The sequence below is a fragment of the Ruegeria sp. AN11 genome, assembly GCF_056536005.1.
The window spans coordinates 735,847-753,691 of record NZ_JBQFJD010000002.1 but is presented as its reverse complement, the minus strand read 5'-3'; the positions used below and the strand labels follow the sequence as shown (position 1 = coordinate 753,691).

19 protein-coding genes are annotated in these 17,845 nt (G+C 54.6%); 5 read left to right on the top strand and 14 right to left on the bottom strand.

Going from position 1 to position 17,845, the window contains the following annotated elements; all coding sequences use genetic code 11:
* Position 1: 1 nt before the first annotated feature.
* From ACR3EQ_RS23300 to ACR3EQ_RS23280, 5 genes are all read right to left on the bottom strand, one after another.
* Positions 2–487, bottom strand: coding sequence for a tripartite tricarboxylate transporter TctB family protein (locus ACR3EQ_RS23300; RefSeq protein ID WP_170613889.1), 486 nt, complete (start codon positions 485–487; stop codon positions 2–4).
* Between the two features lie 68 nt (positions 488–555).
* Entirely contained in the window at positions 556–1,506 is a 951-nt protein-coding gene (locus ACR3EQ_RS23295) for a tripartite tricarboxylate transporter substrate binding protein (RefSeq protein WP_170613888.1), read from the bottom strand.
* Between the two features lie 500 nt (positions 1,507–2,006).
* Entirely contained in the window at positions 2,007–3,530 is a 1,524-nt protein-coding gene (locus ACR3EQ_RS23290) for a tripartite tricarboxylate transporter permease (protein ID WP_170613887.1), read from the bottom strand.
* A gap of 1 nt (position 3,531) precedes the next feature.
* Positions 3,532–4,023 (bottom strand): tripartite tricarboxylate transporter TctB family protein, encoded by a 492-nt coding sequence (locus ACR3EQ_RS23285; RefSeq protein ID WP_170613886.1) that lies wholly within the window; start codon positions 4,021–4,023, stop codon positions 3,532–3,534.
* Between the two features lie 76 nt (positions 4,024–4,099).
* Positions 4,100–5,083, bottom strand: coding sequence for a tripartite tricarboxylate transporter substrate-binding protein (locus ACR3EQ_RS23280; protein WP_170613885.1), 984 nt, complete (start codon positions 5,081–5,083; stop codon positions 4,100–4,102).
* 108 nt (positions 5,084–5,191) lie between these two features.
* Here ACR3EQ_RS23280 and ACR3EQ_RS23275 point away from each other — a divergent pair, with 108 nt between their 5' ends.
* Genes ACR3EQ_RS23275 through ACR3EQ_RS23265 form a run of 3 tightly spaced genes read left to right on the top strand, consistent with a single transcriptional unit; the run spans position 5,192 to position 8,188 of the window.
* Positions 5,192–5,860 carry a response regulator transcription factor gene (locus tag ACR3EQ_RS23275; protein WP_170613884.1) on the top strand — a complete coding sequence of 223 codons (669 nt, stop codon included), beginning with the start codon at positions 5,192–5,194 and terminating at the stop codon, positions 5,858–5,860.
* Positions 5,853–7,202 carry a sensor histidine kinase gene (locus ACR3EQ_RS23270; protein ID WP_170614107.1) on the top strand — a complete coding sequence of 450 codons (1,350 nt, stop codon included), beginning with the start codon at positions 5,853–5,855 and terminating at the stop codon, positions 7,200–7,202. Before ACR3EQ_RS23275 ends, ACR3EQ_RS23270 begins: the two co-directional genes overlap by 8 nt.
* On the top strand, positions 7,181–8,188 hold the full coding sequence (locus ACR3EQ_RS23265) for an ABC transporter substrate-binding protein (protein ID WP_480492283.1): 1,008 nt from the start codon (positions 7,181–7,183) through the stop codon (positions 8,186–8,188). The genes ACR3EQ_RS23270 and ACR3EQ_RS23265 overlap by 22 nt, the downstream gene beginning before the upstream one ends.
* A gap of 145 nt (positions 8,189–8,333) precedes the next feature.
* Here ACR3EQ_RS23265 and sigZ read toward each other — a convergent pair whose 3' ends face one another.
* A complete protein-coding gene (gene sigZ / locus ACR3EQ_RS23260; RefSeq protein WP_480442013.1) occupies positions 8,334–9,020 on the bottom strand; it encodes an RNA polymerase sigma factor SigZ in 687 nt (228 codons plus the stop codon).
* 2 nt (positions 9,021–9,022) lie between these two features.
* On the opposite strand from sigZ, the gene ACR3EQ_RS23255 reads away from it, so the two are divergent.
* Positions 9,023–9,733 (top strand): glutathione S-transferase family protein, encoded by a 711-nt coding sequence (locus ACR3EQ_RS23255; RefSeq protein ID WP_170613882.1) that lies wholly within the window; start codon positions 9,023–9,025, stop codon positions 9,731–9,733.
* 87 nt (positions 9,734–9,820) lie between these two features.
* The gene (locus ACR3EQ_RS23250; protein ID WP_170613881.1) at positions 9,821–10,864 is read left to right on the top strand and encodes a PLP-dependent cysteine synthase family protein; all 1,044 of its coding nucleotides are present in this window, start codon (positions 9,821–9,823) and stop codon (positions 10,862–10,864) included.
* 165 nt (positions 10,865–11,029) lie between these two features.
* On the opposite strand, the gene ACR3EQ_RS23245 is transcribed toward ACR3EQ_RS23250, so the two are convergent.
* The 8 genes from ACR3EQ_RS23245 to ACR3EQ_RS23210 all read right to left on the bottom strand — a co-directional run bounded on the left by ACR3EQ_RS23245 (position 11,030) and on the right by ACR3EQ_RS23210 (position 17,844).
* On the bottom strand, positions 11,030–12,046 hold the full coding sequence (locus ACR3EQ_RS23245) for a GlxA family transcriptional regulator (RefSeq protein ID WP_170613880.1): 1,017 nt from the start codon (positions 12,044–12,046) through the stop codon (positions 11,030–11,032).
* A 143-nt stretch (positions 12,047–12,189) separates the two neighbouring features.
* Positions 12,190–12,363, bottom strand: coding sequence for a hypothetical protein (locus ACR3EQ_RS23240; RefSeq protein WP_480442011.1), 174 nt, complete (start codon positions 12,361–12,363; stop codon positions 12,190–12,192).
* A 23-nt stretch (positions 12,364–12,386) separates the two neighbouring features.
* Positions 12,387–12,638: a Na+/H+ antiporter NhaC family protein gene (locus ACR3EQ_RS23235; protein WP_480442045.1), complete on the bottom strand. Its 252-nt coding sequence runs from the start codon at positions 12,636–12,638 to the stop codon at positions 12,387–12,389.
* 174 nt (positions 12,639–12,812) lie between these two features.
* Positions 12,813–12,941: a hypothetical protein gene (locus ACR3EQ_RS23230; RefSeq protein ID WP_480492280.1), complete on the bottom strand. Its 129-nt coding sequence runs from the start codon at positions 12,939–12,941 to the stop codon at positions 12,813–12,815.
* An 846-nt stretch (positions 12,942–13,787) separates the two neighbouring features.
* Positions 13,788–14,576, bottom strand: coding sequence for a DUF3299 domain-containing protein (locus ACR3EQ_RS23225; protein ID WP_170613821.1), 789 nt, complete (start codon positions 14,574–14,576; stop codon positions 13,788–13,790).
* 144 nt (positions 14,577–14,720) lie between these two features.
* A complete protein-coding gene (locus ACR3EQ_RS23220) occupies positions 14,721–15,620 on the bottom strand; it encodes a hypothetical protein (RefSeq protein ID WP_170613823.1) in 900 nt (299 codons plus the stop codon).
* Positions 15,617–16,042: an antibiotic biosynthesis monooxygenase gene (locus ACR3EQ_RS23215; protein ID WP_170816077.1), complete on the bottom strand. Its 426-nt coding sequence runs from the start codon at positions 16,040–16,042 to the stop codon at positions 15,617–15,619. Before ACR3EQ_RS23215 ends, ACR3EQ_RS23220 begins: the two co-directional genes overlap by 4 nt.
* Before the next feature lie 59 nt (positions 16,043–16,101).
* Positions 16,102–17,844, bottom strand: coding sequence for an amidohydrolase (locus ACR3EQ_RS23210; protein WP_480492279.1), 1,743 nt, complete (start codon positions 17,842–17,844; stop codon positions 16,102–16,104).
* Position 17,845 lies beyond the last annotated feature (1 nt).

The following is a 17,845-nucleotide window of genomic DNA, read 5'->3' as shown; positions in this document are numbered from 1 at the left end:
TTTACCCGTACCAGAGGTTGGTGAGGATCCCGCGCGGGAAGCGGACCTCGAATATGCCGTTGAACAGGAAGAACACCGCCAGCGGCGCAATGATGCCGACCAGTACAAGTGCCCAGACACGCCGCTCACCCCACAGGGCCGCGAGCGACACGGCAAACAGGCCCAGCCCCAGAAAGAGATCAATCTCGGCGATCAGCAGGAAACCGATCAGCAACCCGATTGTGGACTGCACAAGTCGCGAGAGCCTGGCAGGTGCCTCATCACGGTCCTTAAAAAGCAACCAGACTGACAGTAGAACGATCAGGCCGATAACCAACTGAGGGAAATCAGAGGGCTGCATGCCGCGTTTCAGGATCGGCGGGACGCGCTCGAATTGCGTCGAAAGCCAGAAGGCCCAGGCGCAAAACACCAAGATCCCCAGCGGGACAGCAAACTGCGCGAAGCCACCCTTTGGACCATGTCCGGTATTGTCATTGGACTTTTGCATTCTTTGTACCCGTCCGCTGGAAAAGTTAGCGCGGCAAGCACCTGACCGGCCGCGCTAAATGGTTCAGATTACTCGATAAAGCCCAATTCTTTCAGAGCGGATTCCATATCGGTGACCATAGTGGTGATCTGGTTGCCCCACTCATCGGAACCCACGACCGAAGTGCTGTCCAACCCGACGGATTCCAGGAAGCCTTGGTATACGCCATGGTTCATGGACTTCAGCAGGGAATCCTCAATCTTGACAGCAACATCATCGGGCGTGTCGGCGTGAACAACAAAGCCGCGAACGGTCGAGAAACTGACATCAATGCCCATCTCCTTGGCGGTTTTCACATCTGGCAGACCTGCCATACGCTCGTTGGCCAAAACAACGATGGGGCAAACGTCGCCTGCATCGATCTGAGATCCGGCTTCGGCCAGGTTCAGAACAGCCGCGTCAACCGCACCTGCAACCAGTTGGGTCGCCAGTTCACCACCGCCTTCGAAGGGAACAATTTTCGGGGTCTGCATGCCGCCTTTCTTGGTGAACATGAACGCCGATACGTCGTCAATGTTGCCCAGGTGGGTGGTGCCATAACTGATTGGTGCTTCTTTCTGAGCTGCAACAAAGGCTTCGGCATCCTCATATGCACCGCAACGTACCATCAGGATCTGCGGGTCATCGGTACCGCGGGCGATCGGGCGGATATCGTCCAGAGACATCTTGGTCTTGCCTTTTGCAACTGTCGCCGCGTGACCGATGGTGAAGGTCAGGATCGTGTAACCATCCGCCGGGACGGTCAGGTAGTGGTCCATGGCGACTGCACCGCCGCCACCTTTCTTGTTTACGACAACCATGTCGGTACCCAATTCGCGACGGGCACGCAGCATCATCATCCGAGTGGTGACGTCCGTACCACCACCGTTTCCGGCATGGGTCACGACCTCGATGGTTTTGGATGGGTACTCATCAGCGGCGGCGATGGTCCCGGTCAGGGTCATGGCTGCAACCGAAACGGTGGCAAGAAACTTCATCATTTATCGATCCTCCTAAGTTCTCGAACCGGGCCTCCTCAGATCCGATTCGCAATCTCGCCCGGATTTCGTATCAGGTATTTGGAATTTGGTATACCAAATTTTTTTCTTGGGGATGCGTGCCTGAAAACGCAGGTACAGGAAACAGCAAAGTTGCTTCGCTCATGTATTCAGATGAGCGGTCGACCCGTTCTCAAGGCTGGCTTTGAACAGCGCAGCAATTCCAAAGGCTTTTGCAAGAATTGAGCGAAAGTCTATGTATAAGTGAGGCCAGCAACGCGCGCGCAGCAAACTTCTGCCATCAGCGCTTTCCAAATGTTTGAAGCGTGAAAATGAATGGCCGCTTCGGACACGCGGACGCTTGCCAGCAGCCCCTCAGGGACTGACATATGGACTTTGCGACCTTTTCACCGAACCCCAGGAACATCAGCTTTCGCTGTTTGGCAACTGAAAGCACAACGGTCTGTTCATCCAGTCTCTTGAACCTTCATCGACAAAAACAATCAGTCACCATCGGCGACGCCTTCTGCCCGTGCAAGCGCTCGGCGCTGGCGATAGCTGGGAAGGACGACCAATACGACGGCCAGCACCAGCAGTCCCAAAGTCATTGGACGTTCCCAGATAAAGCTTACTCCGTCATACAGTTGCATCGCGCGCGAGAAGTTGTTCTCCAGCAGCGGGCCAAGGATGAACCCGATCAGCAGGGGTGCAAGCGGGTAGTCGGCAAACCTCAGCAACGTGGCGCAAACACCAAAACCGACCAGAATAAGCAGTTCGGTCGCGTTGTTCTGCCCGATATAGGCACCCATGAGGGTGAAGAACAGAATGAACGGTATAAGGAAGTTGCGCGGTACGGCCAGAATCTTGGCGATGTAGGGAATAAGCGGAAGGTTCAGGATCAACAGAACCAGATTGCCCAGATACATTGAGATAATGACCGCCCAAAAGATCTGCGGTTCGTCAACCATGAGGCGCGGACCGGGCGACACGTTCAGGGCAATCAACGCACCGAGAAGGATCGCCGTCGTACCAGACCCGGGAATGCCGAGCGTCAGGAGCGGAACAAACGACCCCGTACACGCGGCGTTGTTGGCACTTTCGGGTGCGGCGATCCCCTTGACGGAACCTTTGCCAAATTGCTCCTGCTCTTCTTTGGACGCGATATTGCGCTCGACGGCGTAACCCAGGAAAGAGGCGATCGTCGCCCCGGCTCCGGGTAGTACTCCGATGAAGAACCCCTGAAGGGATTGACGTCCGATGACCGGGGTAATCCTGCGCGCCTCGTCGCGTGTGATCCTAAGGTCCTTGATCTCGCCGGCCTTTTCGCCATCACCCGTCTTGGATCGGTTCGGATCAAGCACCAGATAGATCGCCTCGGGCAACGCGAACATCGCCATGGCCAGAGTTATGAAGCCAAAGCCCGACTGCAAATCCATGATGCCCATCGTGAAACGCGGCGAATTGAACAAGACGCCCTCTCCGACAGTGGCCATGATCAGGCCGAGAAACGTCATCAACAGCGCCTTGCTGACCTGCCCGGTTCCGGCAAAAGCCGCGATGGCCGAAAGCCCCACAACCATCAGGGCGAAGTATTCGGATGAGTGGAACAGAAGCGCGACTGAAGCCAGCGCAGGGGCGAAGATCATCAACAGGACCGCGCCAATCGTACCGCCCGCAAAGCTTGAAATTGCGGCGACCGTTAACGCTTTGCCAGCTTTGCCCTGGCGCGTCATGGGGTAGCCGTCAAAGCTCGTGGCCACGGTTGAGGCAACCCCGGGCGCATTGATCAGTATCGATGAGGTCGAGCCCCCGAATACCGCGCCATAATAGACACCGGCCAGCAGGATCAGTGCCGCCGAGGGATCACCGATGGTGATTGCGACCGGGATCATGATTGCGATGATCGACATCGGGCCCAGGCCCGGCAACATGCCGATGAATGTTCCGATCAGGCAACCGCCGACAACCATTAGAATGTTGGTGAATGTAAAAGCCGTTGAAAGGCCCGTCATTAATCCTTCGAGCATCTCAAACTCCGTTCAGAAGTGATGGCATCGGGCTGAGGAAAATGCCCAGGACCACATCAACCAGATACCAGATACTGCCGGCCGCGATGGCCGCTACCACAGCCATCAGGACATAGCGGCGTTCCCCCAAAATGAAGTTACCGCAAGTAAGAAACAGGAACGTGGCCGCCAGGAACCCAAGCGGGCGGAGCAAAAAAGCATATGCAACCATGAGGCCTAATAGAGACAGCGCTTGCCCAACCTTGTACTCGCCCAATCGGGACAGGTTGATATCCGCGGCTTCCTCTTTCGCCGGGGCTTTCTCGAAGCCGAGCAGAATAGCCAGTGACAGCAATATTCCACCTGCGGCAAGAACCTTGGGAAATGTCGACGGCCAGAGCGGCCGCTGTTTCATGATCGGCGGCAGCAGATCGTCCATTGTGAAATAAGCCGCGTAGCCATAGGCAAGACATAGCATCAGGATGACAAGCGCTATCCAGCGATCAATCACCATCGACCTCTCCCTCTTTTATCGGTACCACGCCCGGGCAGTCCCGGGCGCATTTGTGTTTGGAAGCGAATTAGCGTGATCAGAGGAAGCCAAGCTGCCGCATCAGATCGCCGATAACCTTCTCTTGATTTTCCAGGAAGGTTTGGAAATCGTCGCCGGGGTTGTGAATGTTCACCCAACCGTTGCGCGAACGAACTTCTTCCCATTCGGGCGTGTCGTACATTTTGGCGATGGCCTCCTGATAGGCCGCCAACTGTTCGGCGGGCAGACCCGGTGCCGCGAAGAACCCACGCCAGTTGACAAAGGTTGTGTCGTTGCCTTGCTCGACCATGGTCGGTGCATCCGGGTACGCATCCACGCGATCCGAGGACGTCACTCCGATGATACGGACCTCTCCGGCCTTGGCCAGTTCCACGGCTTCGGAAAAGCCGGTTGAAACCGCCTGTACTTCGCCAGACAGCAAACCCGCCATCGTCGCACCGCCGCCGTCATATGGGACATACTTCATCGCGACCGGGTCGGCGCCCGCCGCCTGGAACACCATCGCGGCAACCAGATGATCCATCCCGCCCGGGACCGAACCACCACCTACGGCAACGCCCGCGGGATCGGCGTTGAACGCCTCAATCAAGCCATTGACGTCTTGAATGTCGCTGTCCGCAGGAACAACCAGCGCCGCGTAGTCACCGATAGTTCCGGCAACCAGTGTCAGATCGCGGAAGCTTTGCGGGAAGACACCAGTCAATGAACGGATCACGATAGGCGTTGAGTTCACCATCAGCGTGCCGTGATTGCTGGCCGCGTTTTCGATCAGATAACCGATGGCTTTGCCACCACCGCCACCTGACATGTTCTCGTAGCTGGCAGTTCCAACAAGACCCGACTTGGTCAGCGCTTCACCAGTTCCGCGCGCCGTGCCATCCCAGCCGCCGCCGGCACCGCCAGGGATCAGAAAGTGGATGCTGTCCACGACCTGGTGACCATCAGCAGCCGCCGAGCCGACAAGACCAAACGCCGCAACAGCCGCAAGAAGGGCCCGACGGCCCAGTTCGAAATTCGACATAATGTCCTCCCAATTGACAACCGTCCGCACTACGGATCAGTTGATGTTGGAGAATGCACACCAACCTGACACAGACCTGTCACGCAGAAAAAATCGTTCCAGAGCGCAATGAAGTTCCTTCTTGTCGAAGACAATCTTGACCTTGCCAATGCCATCGCATCACGCATGCGAATAGATGGTCATGTCATTGATCATGCAGAGAAACTTGAAGACGCCTCGGCCTTTGTTGCGACCGGGGAATACGATCTTATCCTGCTCGATATCATGTTGCCGGATGGCGATGGCCGCACGTTCCTTGAGAAGCATCGCGCCAGTGATTTGGACACTCCGGTGATCGTCCTGACCGCCCGAAGCCAGGTGTCGGATCGAATCGGTTCGCTTGATCTGGGTGCTGATGATTATGTCACCAAACCCTTTGATCACGCCGAACTGGAGGCCCGTATCCGCGCCGTCCTGCGTCGCAGGTCCGGCAATGCAAGAACCAAGATCGAGATCGGTGGCGTCGTTTTCGACCCGGTCGCAGGCCACCTGACTGTCGGGGGTGAGGCCGTTACAATGCGCAATCGCGAACTGCGCCTTCTTGAACTGTTTCTCAACGCACCCGGCCAGATCTTTTCCAAGAACAAGCTGTCCGATCGGTTGTTTTCCTACGATGAGGACGTTTCGGAAAACGCGATCGAGGTTTACATTGGACGCCTTCGCAAACATTTGTCAGCCTCGAAGTTGAGGATCACGACATTGCGTGGCCTTGGCTACCGATTGGACCAAGATGGATAGCGTTGCGGTATCAGGATCGCTCAGAAATCGGTTGGTACTGATCCTGATCGGAGGCGCCGCGGTTCTCGCACTGGTCTTGTTCTTCGCCGTCCGAAACTTTGCGGTGCAGGTGGCGCAACAGGGTCAGGACAACATCCTTGACGCTTCGGTCACGTCGATGCTGGACGCCGCCACAATTCGGGATGGCACGGTTGAGCTTGACCTGCCCTACTCGGCGTTTTCGATGCTAAGCACCCCGGCCGACGACCGCGTGTTTTATGCAATCCTGCAGGACGGCCAATTCCTGTCGGGCTACGAGGACCTGACATTTGCCGATGATCAGACATTTCAATCCGACAATATTCGCGGTTCAGACGTCCGGAAAATCAGCGCAAGCCGCACCTTGATCGGGGCGAACCGACGAACAGAAATCCAGATTGTCCTTGCGCAAACGCAAGACGCTCTTTCCGAAACACTCGACCAGATTTCACGAAATGCTGCCCTTCTCGGTATCGGCTTTTTTGCGCTAGCTGCTGGACTTTCATTTTGGGCGACGTCGACCACAATTGGCCAGCTTGGCAAGCTGACGACATCCGTCGCGCGACGGGGGCCGCAGGACCTGAGCCCGTTCGCCAAACCAGTGCCACGGGAAATGGCGCCACTGGTCAAGTCGCTCAACTCGCTGATGGGACGGCTGGACCAGTCCCTAAGCCAGTCCGAGGACTTCATCGCAGAGGCTGCGCACCGAGTCCGCACGCCACTTGCAACCGTCCGTTCCTACGCGGAAGCCACGTTGCAGCGTGTTGAAAAAGAGGAAAATCGCGAAGCCATGCGGTCGATGGTGAAGGCCATCGACGAAAGTTCTCGTGCGGCAGGTCAGCTTCTGGATCATGCGATGATCACATTCCGGGCCGATCATCTGGAACGGCACGAGATCGACCTTGTCGAACTTGTGCGCGATCTGGTTTTGCGCCTGACGCCCATCGTGGAAATGAAAGATCTTTCTCTTTCTTTGGCAGGGGACGCGCACGTTCGTTATGCCGGGGACGCGATTTTGATCCAAAGCGCTGTGCGAAACTTAATTGACAATGCGATGAAATACGGACCTGTCGAAAGTGAGATCGAGATCACGGTTTGGAGCAAACCGACCCCCCGGATCACGGTGTGCGACCACGGGCCCGGTTTTCCATCTCATGAAATCGAAACTCTGACCACGCGTTTTCAGCGTGGAGCAAATGCCTCGAATACCATCGGCTCAGGACTAGGACTGACGATCGCGCGGGATGTCGCATCGGTCCATGGCGGCCAGCTAATTCTGAAAAACCGACCGGAGGGTGGCGCGTGCGTAACCTTATCGCTCTAGGTTTGATCTGGCTGTGCCAAGTCGGATGGGCGCAGGACTGGGAAGATCGGCAGATCTTCAACGAAACCCAGGCGACCACGTCCCTGCGTGTAATCTCAAGCACAGACACGGACTTGTTCGCGCCACTGATCGAAGCCTTCGTCGCCAGCAATCCGGACGTGGCCATCGAATACCTGGTCACCGGAACAGCCGATATCGACCGGCGTTTTCGTGAGGAGCCCGGGGCTTTCGATATTGCCATTTCCAGCGCCATGGATTTGCAGTTGAAACTCACAAACGATGGCTACGCCCTAGCTCTGGAGGACCTTTCACATCCGGCCTGGGCGCAATGGCGGCAAAGCCTATTTGCCTTCACCTCTGAACCAGCGGCCATTGTCATCAACCGCGCCGCCTTCAAAGGGCTCCCAATCCCGCAATCCCGGCAGGAGCTGATCGAGACGCTGCGTGCGCACCCAGACGTATTCAGAGGCCGGATTGGAACCTACGACGTCCGCCAGTCCGGTTTGGGCTATCTTTTTGCGACGCAGGACGCGCGGGCGTCCGAAACGTTCTGGAGGTTGATGGAAGTGATGGGCTGGCTTCATGCCCGGCTTTATTGTTGTTCGGGCGAGATGATCGACGACCTTACCAACGGAAAAATTGCGGTCGCCTACAATGTGCTTGGCAGCTACGCCGAAGCGCGTGCCGAAAGCCAGGACATCCTTGAAATTGTGCTGCCCTCTGACTACCCGACAACAATGATGCGGACAGCGTTGGTTTCAAGGGCATCCGGTGAACCGGCAACAGCCCGGCGGTTCATCGAGTTTGTTCTGAAGTATCAATCCAACCCCACGGACGGAGCGCATACTCTGCCGCCGCTTCAGGAAAGAAAGAACGGCACGGAACACGCAACCATTGCGCTTGAACCAGCCTTGATGACATTTCTGGATACCCTGAAGCGAAACAAGTTTCTTTCAGAATGGGAAAATGCGCTGATACATAAATAAGATCGCTTGGCGGTGGTCAGTTTTTCCTGTGTCCGAACATTGGTCGATCTTAAGGGTCTGATCTATTTGGGCTCCTGCCAGACTTCGAAACATGCGCAGCATTTCGTGCACTTATTCCTCTTCAAGGACGCTTCGCGGTGATGGTTCAACACGGGCCACAGTTTCCCACTTTGCGTTCATAGCCAACAATGTTGCCCTTTTGATCCAGAGAGAAATCACAGCAATTCTCGAAAAGTTTGCGCAGTTGACGACGGGTGGCCTGCACCTGGGACTTCAATGTTGAGTAGCAAACACCGAGTTCGGCCGCTTGATCTTTTTGCGATACGCCCTGCAAGTCTATCCTGCGCAGCAGCTCGCCCATTTCAGGCGGCAGAGCATCTATGAATGGTGCAACACAATTCTCCAGCACATGCTGGTCATTTTCATCCAGATCGCCGTACCAAAGGTCATCCGGATGAACAGTCCTTTGCCGACCTCTGCTTCGATAAAAGTCCGTGATCGTGTTGCTCGCAATCTGAAACAGCCACGCTTTCAGGCTTTTGACCTCATTTGGACCGCTCATGCCCTGGTGCGCTTTCAGCAGGATCACTTGAAGCAAATCCTCTGCATCTGCCTCGTTCGATACTTTTGAGCGAAGGAAGGCAAACAGGCTGGCCCGGTATTCCGACCAAACACGTTCGATATCTGGTTTCGCTTGCGCCATTCGCGGCCACCCCATCACTGCCAAAACATATCCCTCAAGATCAACTTGTTGGAAGGTTTTTTCCCAATAGATTCGTCTTTTTGCATCGCTGGTCGTCTTACAGGTCGGATCAACCAGAAAGGACTTCACCCATGATCAAGATCGTCAGTTTCAAGATCTGCCCGTTCGTTCAGCGCGTCACCGCGATGCTCGTAGCGAAGCAGGTTCCCTATGATATTGAGTACATTGACCTGAAGAACAAGCCCGCGTGGTTTCTCGATATCTCACCCACCGGCCAGGTTCCTGTATTGATCACCGAAAACGGCCAGTCATTGTTCGAGTCCGATGCAATCGTCGAGTACATCGACGAGATCACGCCACCACTCCAGGAGAACTTGACGCCCGAGCAGCGCGCGACCAATCGGGCCTGGAGCTATCAGGCAACCAAACATTATCTGGTTCAATGCAGCACGATGCAAAGCGCCAACAAAGAGGTTTTGGACGAACGCATGGCGAAACTCAGAAAATCCTTCGAAAAGGCCGAGCGCCAGTTGGGTCAAAGACAGTATTTCTCGGGCGACACGATTGGGAACGTGGATATCGCCTGGCTCCCTCTGCTGCATCGCGCGGCAATTGTTGAGGAGCACAGCGGTTACGACATGCTCTCGGATTTCCCGAAAGTAAAGGCCTGGCAGCAAGCGCTTTTGACTAGCGGAGTTCCTTCGAAATCTGTGCCTGAAGACTTTCACCAGAGGTTTTCTGACTTCTATCTGGCCGAACGGACATGGCTGGGACGTGGGGCCAATCCGAACGAAGTCCCTTGCGAACCAACACAAACCAAATCGGGTGCGTGCTGCGGATAACATGACGCGTCGGATCCTGCCCATTTGCCATCTGCAAATGGGCAGACGCATAATTGGACAGGATAAAACTGCGGACATGAGGGTGAAATGAACAGTTGGGTCGCGGACGCTATCGCAAAGATCAATGCAGATGCACACAGGTCGGCGGATACACACCTGTTCAAACTGCCGGTTCCGCATCTGGAAGGCGTGGATATCTACCTGAAGGACGAAAGCACACATCCGACGGGCAGTCTCAAACATCGGCTGGCCCGATCCCTGTTCCTCTACGCCTTGTGCAACGGCAAAATCAAAGAAGGCACAACGATCGTCGAGGCGTCATCCGGCAGCACGGCGGTGTCCGAGGCCTACTTCGCGCGCATGATCGGCGTTCCCTTCATCGCTGTAATCCCGAGAAGCACCGCGCATAGCAAGATCAGAATGATCGAGTTTTTTGGGGGCCAAACGCATTTCGTAGACTCTGCACCGGAAATGCACGGCGCATCGGTTGAACTTGCCAACTCCATTGGCGGCTACTTCATGGATCAGTTCACTTATGCAGAACGGGCCACCGATTGGCGCGGCAACAACAACATAGCGGAAAGCATCTACCGTCAGATGGAATGTGAACCTCATCCAGTGCCTGCGATGCTGGTGATGAGCGCGGGCACCGGCGGGACGTCGGCCACGCTTGGTCGTTTCATTCGCTATAAAGGGTATGATACCGCCCTGACCGTCGTCGATCCGGAGAACTCTGTGTTCTACGACAGCTACCTGACGGGAGACCGAAGCCTGACGTCTGAAACCTCCAGCCGGATCGAGGGCATTGGTCGACCCAAAGTCGAGCGCTCATTTCAATCAGATATCATCGACCGCATGATCAAAGTGCCGGACGCAGCAAGTGTCGCCACGATGCTCTGGCTGGAAAAGCGGATCGGACGACGCGCCGGCGCGTCGACGGGAACCAACCTTTGGGGTGCGTTGCAGATTGCAAACGAGATGATGGACGCCGGCCGGAACGGCTCGATCGTCACCCTGCTGTGCGACAGCGGAGATCGGTATCTGGATACGTATTACGATCCAGATTGGGTCAAAGCACATATCGGGGATGTCCAGCCCTTCGCCCAGGAGCTGGCCGGTGAACCAAGCTGAGGCCGGGGCTGTTCAACAATGCCTCACTGATCGACTTTAAACACTGTAAACCAAGGCTATGCGTCCGTTGTTTCAATGCGCGGACCCAAAGCGGACCCTGGCTGGCCGTACCGAATCTGTGTCAAAATCCAGAAGCCAAGAATTCAAACCCCGGCCAGACGCCAATCATGCACGCCTGTGCGACCACCCCCTTCTGAATGACGTTGGCGCCTCGCCGTAGCGTTTTTTGAACCGCACCGTAAGCTGTGTCGCGCTGCCAAAACCTGTCGCGGCCGCGATTTCGGCAACCGTCATCTCAGTTTCGCTGAGCAATGCGTAAGCCCGCGAAACGCGCAGTTCGATGTAAAACTGAACAGGTGAAGTTTCGACATATTTTTGGAAAAGACGCTCAAGCTGGCGACGAGATATCTGCACGGCTTCGGCTATTTCAGAGACATCCAACGGATCTTCCAGGTTTGCCTGCATGATCTGCATGGCGTTGATCAGGTGCTGGTTGCGACTGCCCAATGCCACCGAGAAGGCTGATTTCTGAAGCGTTTTACTATTGTTGGACCGAAAGTGGATGCACATGTCTGACACGATGACCGCCAGTTCGTTTCCAAAATCGGATTCGATCATGTCCAGCATCATGTCGGTAGCGGCATTGCCACCACCACATGTCATAAGCTCATCGTCGATCTCGTACAGGTTTGCCGACGGTTCCAAATCATTAAAATGTTCGACAAATGCAGGATGGTTCTCCCAATGCAATGTGAACCGTCTGCCTGTGAGAACTCCGGCCTTTGCAAGGGCAAAAGCTCCTGTGCAAATACCACCCAAATTACACCCAAAGGTTCTCTGACGCCTGATCCACGACAGGACTTTCGGGTTCGTACTTTCCGCCGGTTCAATTCCTGAACAAACAAGCAGTCGCGAGGATCTCGGTAAATTGTGCAACGCAGAGTCCGGCGTAATCTCTATCCCGTTCGAACAAGAAACCGGTCTTCCGTCCTCCGTGATCAGAAACCACCTATACAGTTCCTTGTTTGTAACCTGATTGGCGATCCTCAGGGGTTCCACCGCAGCGCTAAAGGCCAGCATGGTCAGCTTTGGCAGCAGCAGGAAATAGATTTCTCTGGCCGACCCATCATACTCTATACGATAGCTGGCGGCGCCCTTTGGGACAAAGTTTCTTGGGTTCATTTTCGCTGCTCCCAGCTTGGATCAGGACGGATGGAAGGCACCAATACGCATTGAGTTTTGGTGCAGGACGGTCAGGTGCTCATCTGCGCAACAGGTTCACCGCTTTCCTCCCAGGACCGTATCCCATCGTTGCTCGCTCTGGGTCAGAAGAGCCCGTCATGGCGTAAATGATACCAATGACTGGCGACGGCCAGCAAGCAAGCAAATGCGAGCGGAATATACAGCAGGTTTACTAAATTGCTGTCTGCGATACCCAAGCCAAGCGCCGCGCTAACGAACGCACCGCCCGCATTCAAAGGGATCAGCGGAGAAACCAATGTCCACCTTCCTCAAGGCCACGTTACAAGTTCAACGGGGAACAGCCCATGGCGCGACAGACCGGCGCATACATTCGCCCCGGCAGTGCGATTGACAAATATGGATCACCCGTAACGGTATTGGTGGCAACGGATCTCAGGACCGCCGAGGTCGGAACACCGGCGAAGGTCTTTTCCTTTGAAAGGACCACTTTGATGATGGCTTTAAGGCAACTCACGCGTTCAAGCGCTCTGCCGAAACCCAGGGCCAACAGCACCAATGAGATTGTCCACATCATCGACTGAATGCCGCTGCGGTTCAAAAGGAGATCAATCTCAGGAAACCCGGCATTGATAAAATAGCCGTTCTTGCCGAAAGTGAACGCTTCAAGCAGTCCGGCCGCCTGAAAAAAATGGCCATGGAGCCGCCCGCAACAGTCCAGCAAACAGCGACGAGATTGGAGGTTGTTTCATGACGGCCAGTATAATGACCAGAACAGCCGGAACGCATCATCCAGCGCGGTCGTGATTGCGTGAATAAGCTCTAACGAAACCTGAGACGTATCGATCAGAATGAAGCCGACGACAAAATAGATCACGAGCGCGAGCGCTATATGGTCCTACCGGAATATTGGACTTCGTTGGGGCACTTGCGCAGGCATGATGCATTCCTACGCTAATGAAAAGACAGTCATGACAAAACTGTGGGATATGTCCGAAGAAGCGACAGGGTTCATTTGAGCGCTTTGAGCTTCACTGCCGAAATACAGATCTTCAAGCAACGTCCTAATCTGCCAATTTCCGCACGACCCAGCGCCGCATTAGCGTTTCCAACACGCGGAGGTTGGCCCACCCTTGGTTTCGAATACTAATTTGGCACCAATCGCAAACCGTCCAAGACAACTCAACCAATATTCAAAGACAGATAAACTGCGGAAACAGGTGTAAGTGGTTTTATCCCGGTCCTGGCTAGGATTGCACTCAACGAACTGGAAATCTGTTCCGGGAGGCTCAGTTCCGCCACCATTGTGAGGCTCCATAGGTCTGCCAATATAGCCAACATATCGAAACTGATATGGTTGCCGGTAAGAGACTGAATAGCCAGGGGAAGTGCCGTTCTTGAGACCGGAAAGAGTGGTATATGGAGCGTTGTTTCGCTAGACGCTGCCGAGGGGCCGTATTCATTCCAAAGCGGGCCTCGTGGCTCAGGAAACGAACGGCAAGTTTGTCCGCAGAGTCGTCATTAATGCACTGCACCGAGAATGACCCTTTTGCGGACAAAGCCGCCGTTCTTAACTCTGAACGAATTGGCTGCACTCTGCGCTGATGTGAGCCTTTGTTACGCCGTCTAGCGCGTCCTGAGTGTATTGCCATCCAAATAGGCGAAACGAATGAAGCGCGACATTAACTCTCGGCTTTTTGGCGGATGAGCTTCTTCGAAATCACTAGGTGAATGCTTCAACAATATGCGCGTTGAGTTCATAAATGGATTCCACGTTTGTAGCGCCGTCGTAGAATGTAACGTCGCTGACTCGGCGTTCAGCTAGCAGTTCGCCTTCGATCCAATATGCATCGAAAATCGATTTGAACTCGATGCCCTTAGGGTAAACTACATGAATGATCTGGTTCGGTGGCGGCGAAGGTGTATGAACGCAAGAACCTGCAACCGGAACAAACAGGAATTCGGTTACAACTGCCCCATCGATTGTCAGTGGCACTATGTACCCCGGCAGCCTGATTGTGGTCCCCAGAATTTCTAAATTTGGGCCGCGCCCGATTGAGTTGTTTTGCGCAATGATTTTTCGGCGCTCTTGCATGAGCCTTTCTACGTCGACATCATGGGCGGACAGAACACCATTGGCCGCCTTGTATTCTTTAATTAGATCAGGATTAGAGCGCTCGCTGGTACTGGATGTTCGCCAACGAACTTGCGTTCGCATAGCGTTCAACAACGGATATGGCAGCTTTTCAAATGGGGTTTCCAGAGACTTTAGGGCCGGCTTCAAATCGCGCCAGCTAATTGCAACATGTTCCTGAATAGACTCGTCTAGCGATGAGGAGCGTGAGGCAATGGCCAAATCAAGTAAGCGCTCAGACATGTCAAAACGCTTTGCCCCTGAAGGAGAAGATTGGGCAGCAGGTTTTTGTGGGCTTTGGGCAATCTCCGCCTGAGCAGCTTGAATGTGTGCGAACGCAAGAACTAAAATTACTAGAGCGATCAGGTTGGTTGTCATTTCAGTGGTCCACTTGTTCCTCATAGTTGCGACGGATTCCAGTTTTCGGCCGGGGTCCAATATGCAAAGGATCGTTCTCTCTCGTGTTTTTGTTGTCCCCATTCGCTGAAAGCAGTCTCCTGGATCATGCTTCTAAACCGCCAATCAAAAAAAGAACGACAAACCCAGTTTTAGTTGTCTGTCCGGTCCGCCGTCAGGTCTGCGCTCTAGAGTGTAGTATCCCACACTGACATCCATAGCGGTGCCTTTTGCCTCATTGATGATCGAGGTCTTACCAGCGGTCAAACCCAGTGGAATCGCCCAAGCTTCGTCATTGCTGGCGGAGTTCCAATTGTACGAAACGACGTTATTGTACCCGATGTACCAGCCCTCTCCCAAACCATAGTTCAAAATAGGTTGCAGGATGGTCACGTTGAAATCGTTCTCGCCCCACATATGGGCAATGACGCCACCCCACGACAGATCACCTGTTTGCCCAAACATGACAAAGGCAGGGCCAGCACCCCAACCTGCGCCTTGCAAGGCGTCATTCGTGTGCGTTGGCAGGGAAACTTGCAGGCCGTAGCCCAGTGCGATTCCGCTTTCTCCCGGCGTAGGAGAATAGAATGCCTGCACAGTTGAATCGCCGATACCCCAGGTCAAATCGTCTTCTTCCGAGGGGTCGACAATTCCAGGCGGCAACACGGCTCCGGGCTGGACACCTTGAATCGGCACAATTCCCCGAAGCACTAAGGTGGCGTCCGTCAATGGAACTGAATAGACGGGCTGTAGCTGAAAATTGTAGCTGTCGTCGTCATTCGTCCCGGTTCTGAAGGCGATCGTGTTGTCGGTGATCAGCGCTTTTGTGTCCGCAAGCGGGTTCGCGGCCTTTCGCGCAGCCTGACAAGCGGCATCGCAGGCTTGGGCTTCATTGGCTTGAACACTCATCAGCCCAGCGAAGAAGACAGCACAAGTGCAAAGTCGGCATTTCATCATTTGCTCCCGAGTACCGCTTAGATTTTTCTGTAGACTTTTTCTGAACCTACTTTGCCATCGCGCATTCATTTGGATGGCCCTTGCGCTGCAGCTGCAATTGGTTGGCCAATCTCTGCCCCAATGCTTCGGAACAGTTCCTGATGGTCATTCGTAAGCTGCGAAAGGGTGACAATCTTTTCGAACTTCGCCAACTCAACCAACTGTGGAATGAAGGGCTCGATCAACGCTTCGTGCCGGGCATGGGCAGCGGCATCCACATAACGTTCGTAGCCGTACACCGTCTCGCCAACTCGGGCGAACTCGTAAACTAAAAGCCCGTCATCGGTGGCAGATGCCTCAACCATGTCTCTGGCCAAAGCATCGAAATCCTGTGCGTTTTCAGCCGGAACGCTCAGTATGGCAATGAATGCGACCTCTTCCGCGTGAGCATGAGTCACCATTGAAAAACTTGCAGCCACCCAAAAAGCTGTACAACGAACCAGTTGTTTCAATTTTGGCCTCCTATCCGGAGTTTGCACGAGACGGCCAAGGGCGTTGTACGCCCCAGCCGTCAAATGCCGTCCCGATGCGTGAACCGCCCATCCATTAGCGTGCCCAACACCTTGATGTTCGAGATTTCGCGCGGTTCGACTGCAGTAATGTCCTGATCGAGAACAACAAGGTCGGCATATTTGCCCACTTCGATGGACCCTATCTTGTCCTCCATTGCCTGCTGCGCGGCAGGATAGATCGTGACCGCTTTCAGCGACTCTTCCAATGAGGCCGGTTTGCGCGACAATGGGAACGGTTTGCTGTCCGGATTTAGTGGGTCCTGCAAAGTCATCGCAATTTCAACGTTCAGGAGCGGACCGATCAGATCAATCGGCGCGGATGGCACATCCGAAGAAATCGAAACGTTGTGCCCCAATGCCATCAGCGACGAATAGCGGGCAAAAATCGCTTCGACCTTTGCGCGCCCCAACAGGTCCAAAGCGTTTACGTCCTGAGCTTCCCAATCGACATGGAAAAGCGGGGTCGTGTTCACCATGATCTCGTTTTCGATAACAGTCTCGTGGTCCTGATCAGATACCCAGAAATAGTGGTGCAAAAGGTTATTCGGAACATCGTACCCCGCGCCTCGCGCCGTCATGATCGCGTTAACCGTGTTGCGCACTGTTTGTGACCCATCGACGTGAGTGCCCACCGGAAGTCCGTTCTGATTGGCCTGCAGGTAGACCGAAGTTATCATTGGGCCTTCAATGGCAGCCGCACCGCGCGTCGCGGACCCGTCCGCGTAGTCGTCCAGCATCCAGGCAGTCTTTGAACTCCAGTTCCCTTCTGGATGGATTTTGATGCCCCAGATGCGCAGCATGTCGCTGTCGTACTGCTCGCGTAATTCGAGTGTGTGTTCCACGATTTCGTCAGCAGTGGCGGTCGGGTCCTTGAACCCCGTCGCAACAAAAGTGCGGATCGTCAACTCACCGTTCTTTTCCAGTTCGTGCAGATGGGCCAGTGCGAGTTTCTCATCATCTTTCACAAGCGACAGATCGGTAACTGTCGGCATAGCCATCAAAGGCACGTGCACTGCTGTGATTCCGGTTTTGACCGCCTGATCGTAGAGGTTTTTCTGGATATCAGGAATTTCACCTGCCGGGTCCCAAGCGCCTGCATTTCGAAATGCCGCAGCCCACTGGAACTCAATTCCGATTCCGGTCTGGTTGCCTTCCGCGTCACGCTGCCAGAACATAACGCCCGGCACCTGATCCTCTTCGTCAGGACTGACTTGACCCGCTTCAAACGCTTTGGAGTTCATCCAAACGTCATGAATTGTGAAGTCGAGGATAAAGGCCGGACGGTCAGAAACCACCGAATCCAGATCTTCTTTTGTGGGCCACCCGCCATAAGCTACCTGATTGAACCCATAGCCGAGGATCAACTCTTCGTCGGGGTTTGCATCGGCATATTCCTTGATGGCCGCCAAGGCCTCCTCAAGCGTTTCAATTCCAAACAAACTTACACCGCGCGACGTCCAGCCCGATGCAACGATGTGATCGTGGCCTGACACAAAGCCCGGCAGCAGGGTATCCCCGCCCAAGTCCAAAACTTCGGTGTTTTCGCCAACCAGCGCCTCTGCCCCCGCGACATCGCCAACATAGCTTATCTGGTTACCCGTGACCGCAACGGCCTGCGCGGTCGGCACATCGTCGTTCATGGTAAGGACGGAAGCGTTGGTAAAGACCAGATCGGCGGCCTGCGCATAGAGAGACGTTGATGATACCAATAGCGCAGCAATGGAAAGTGTTGGCTTCTTCATA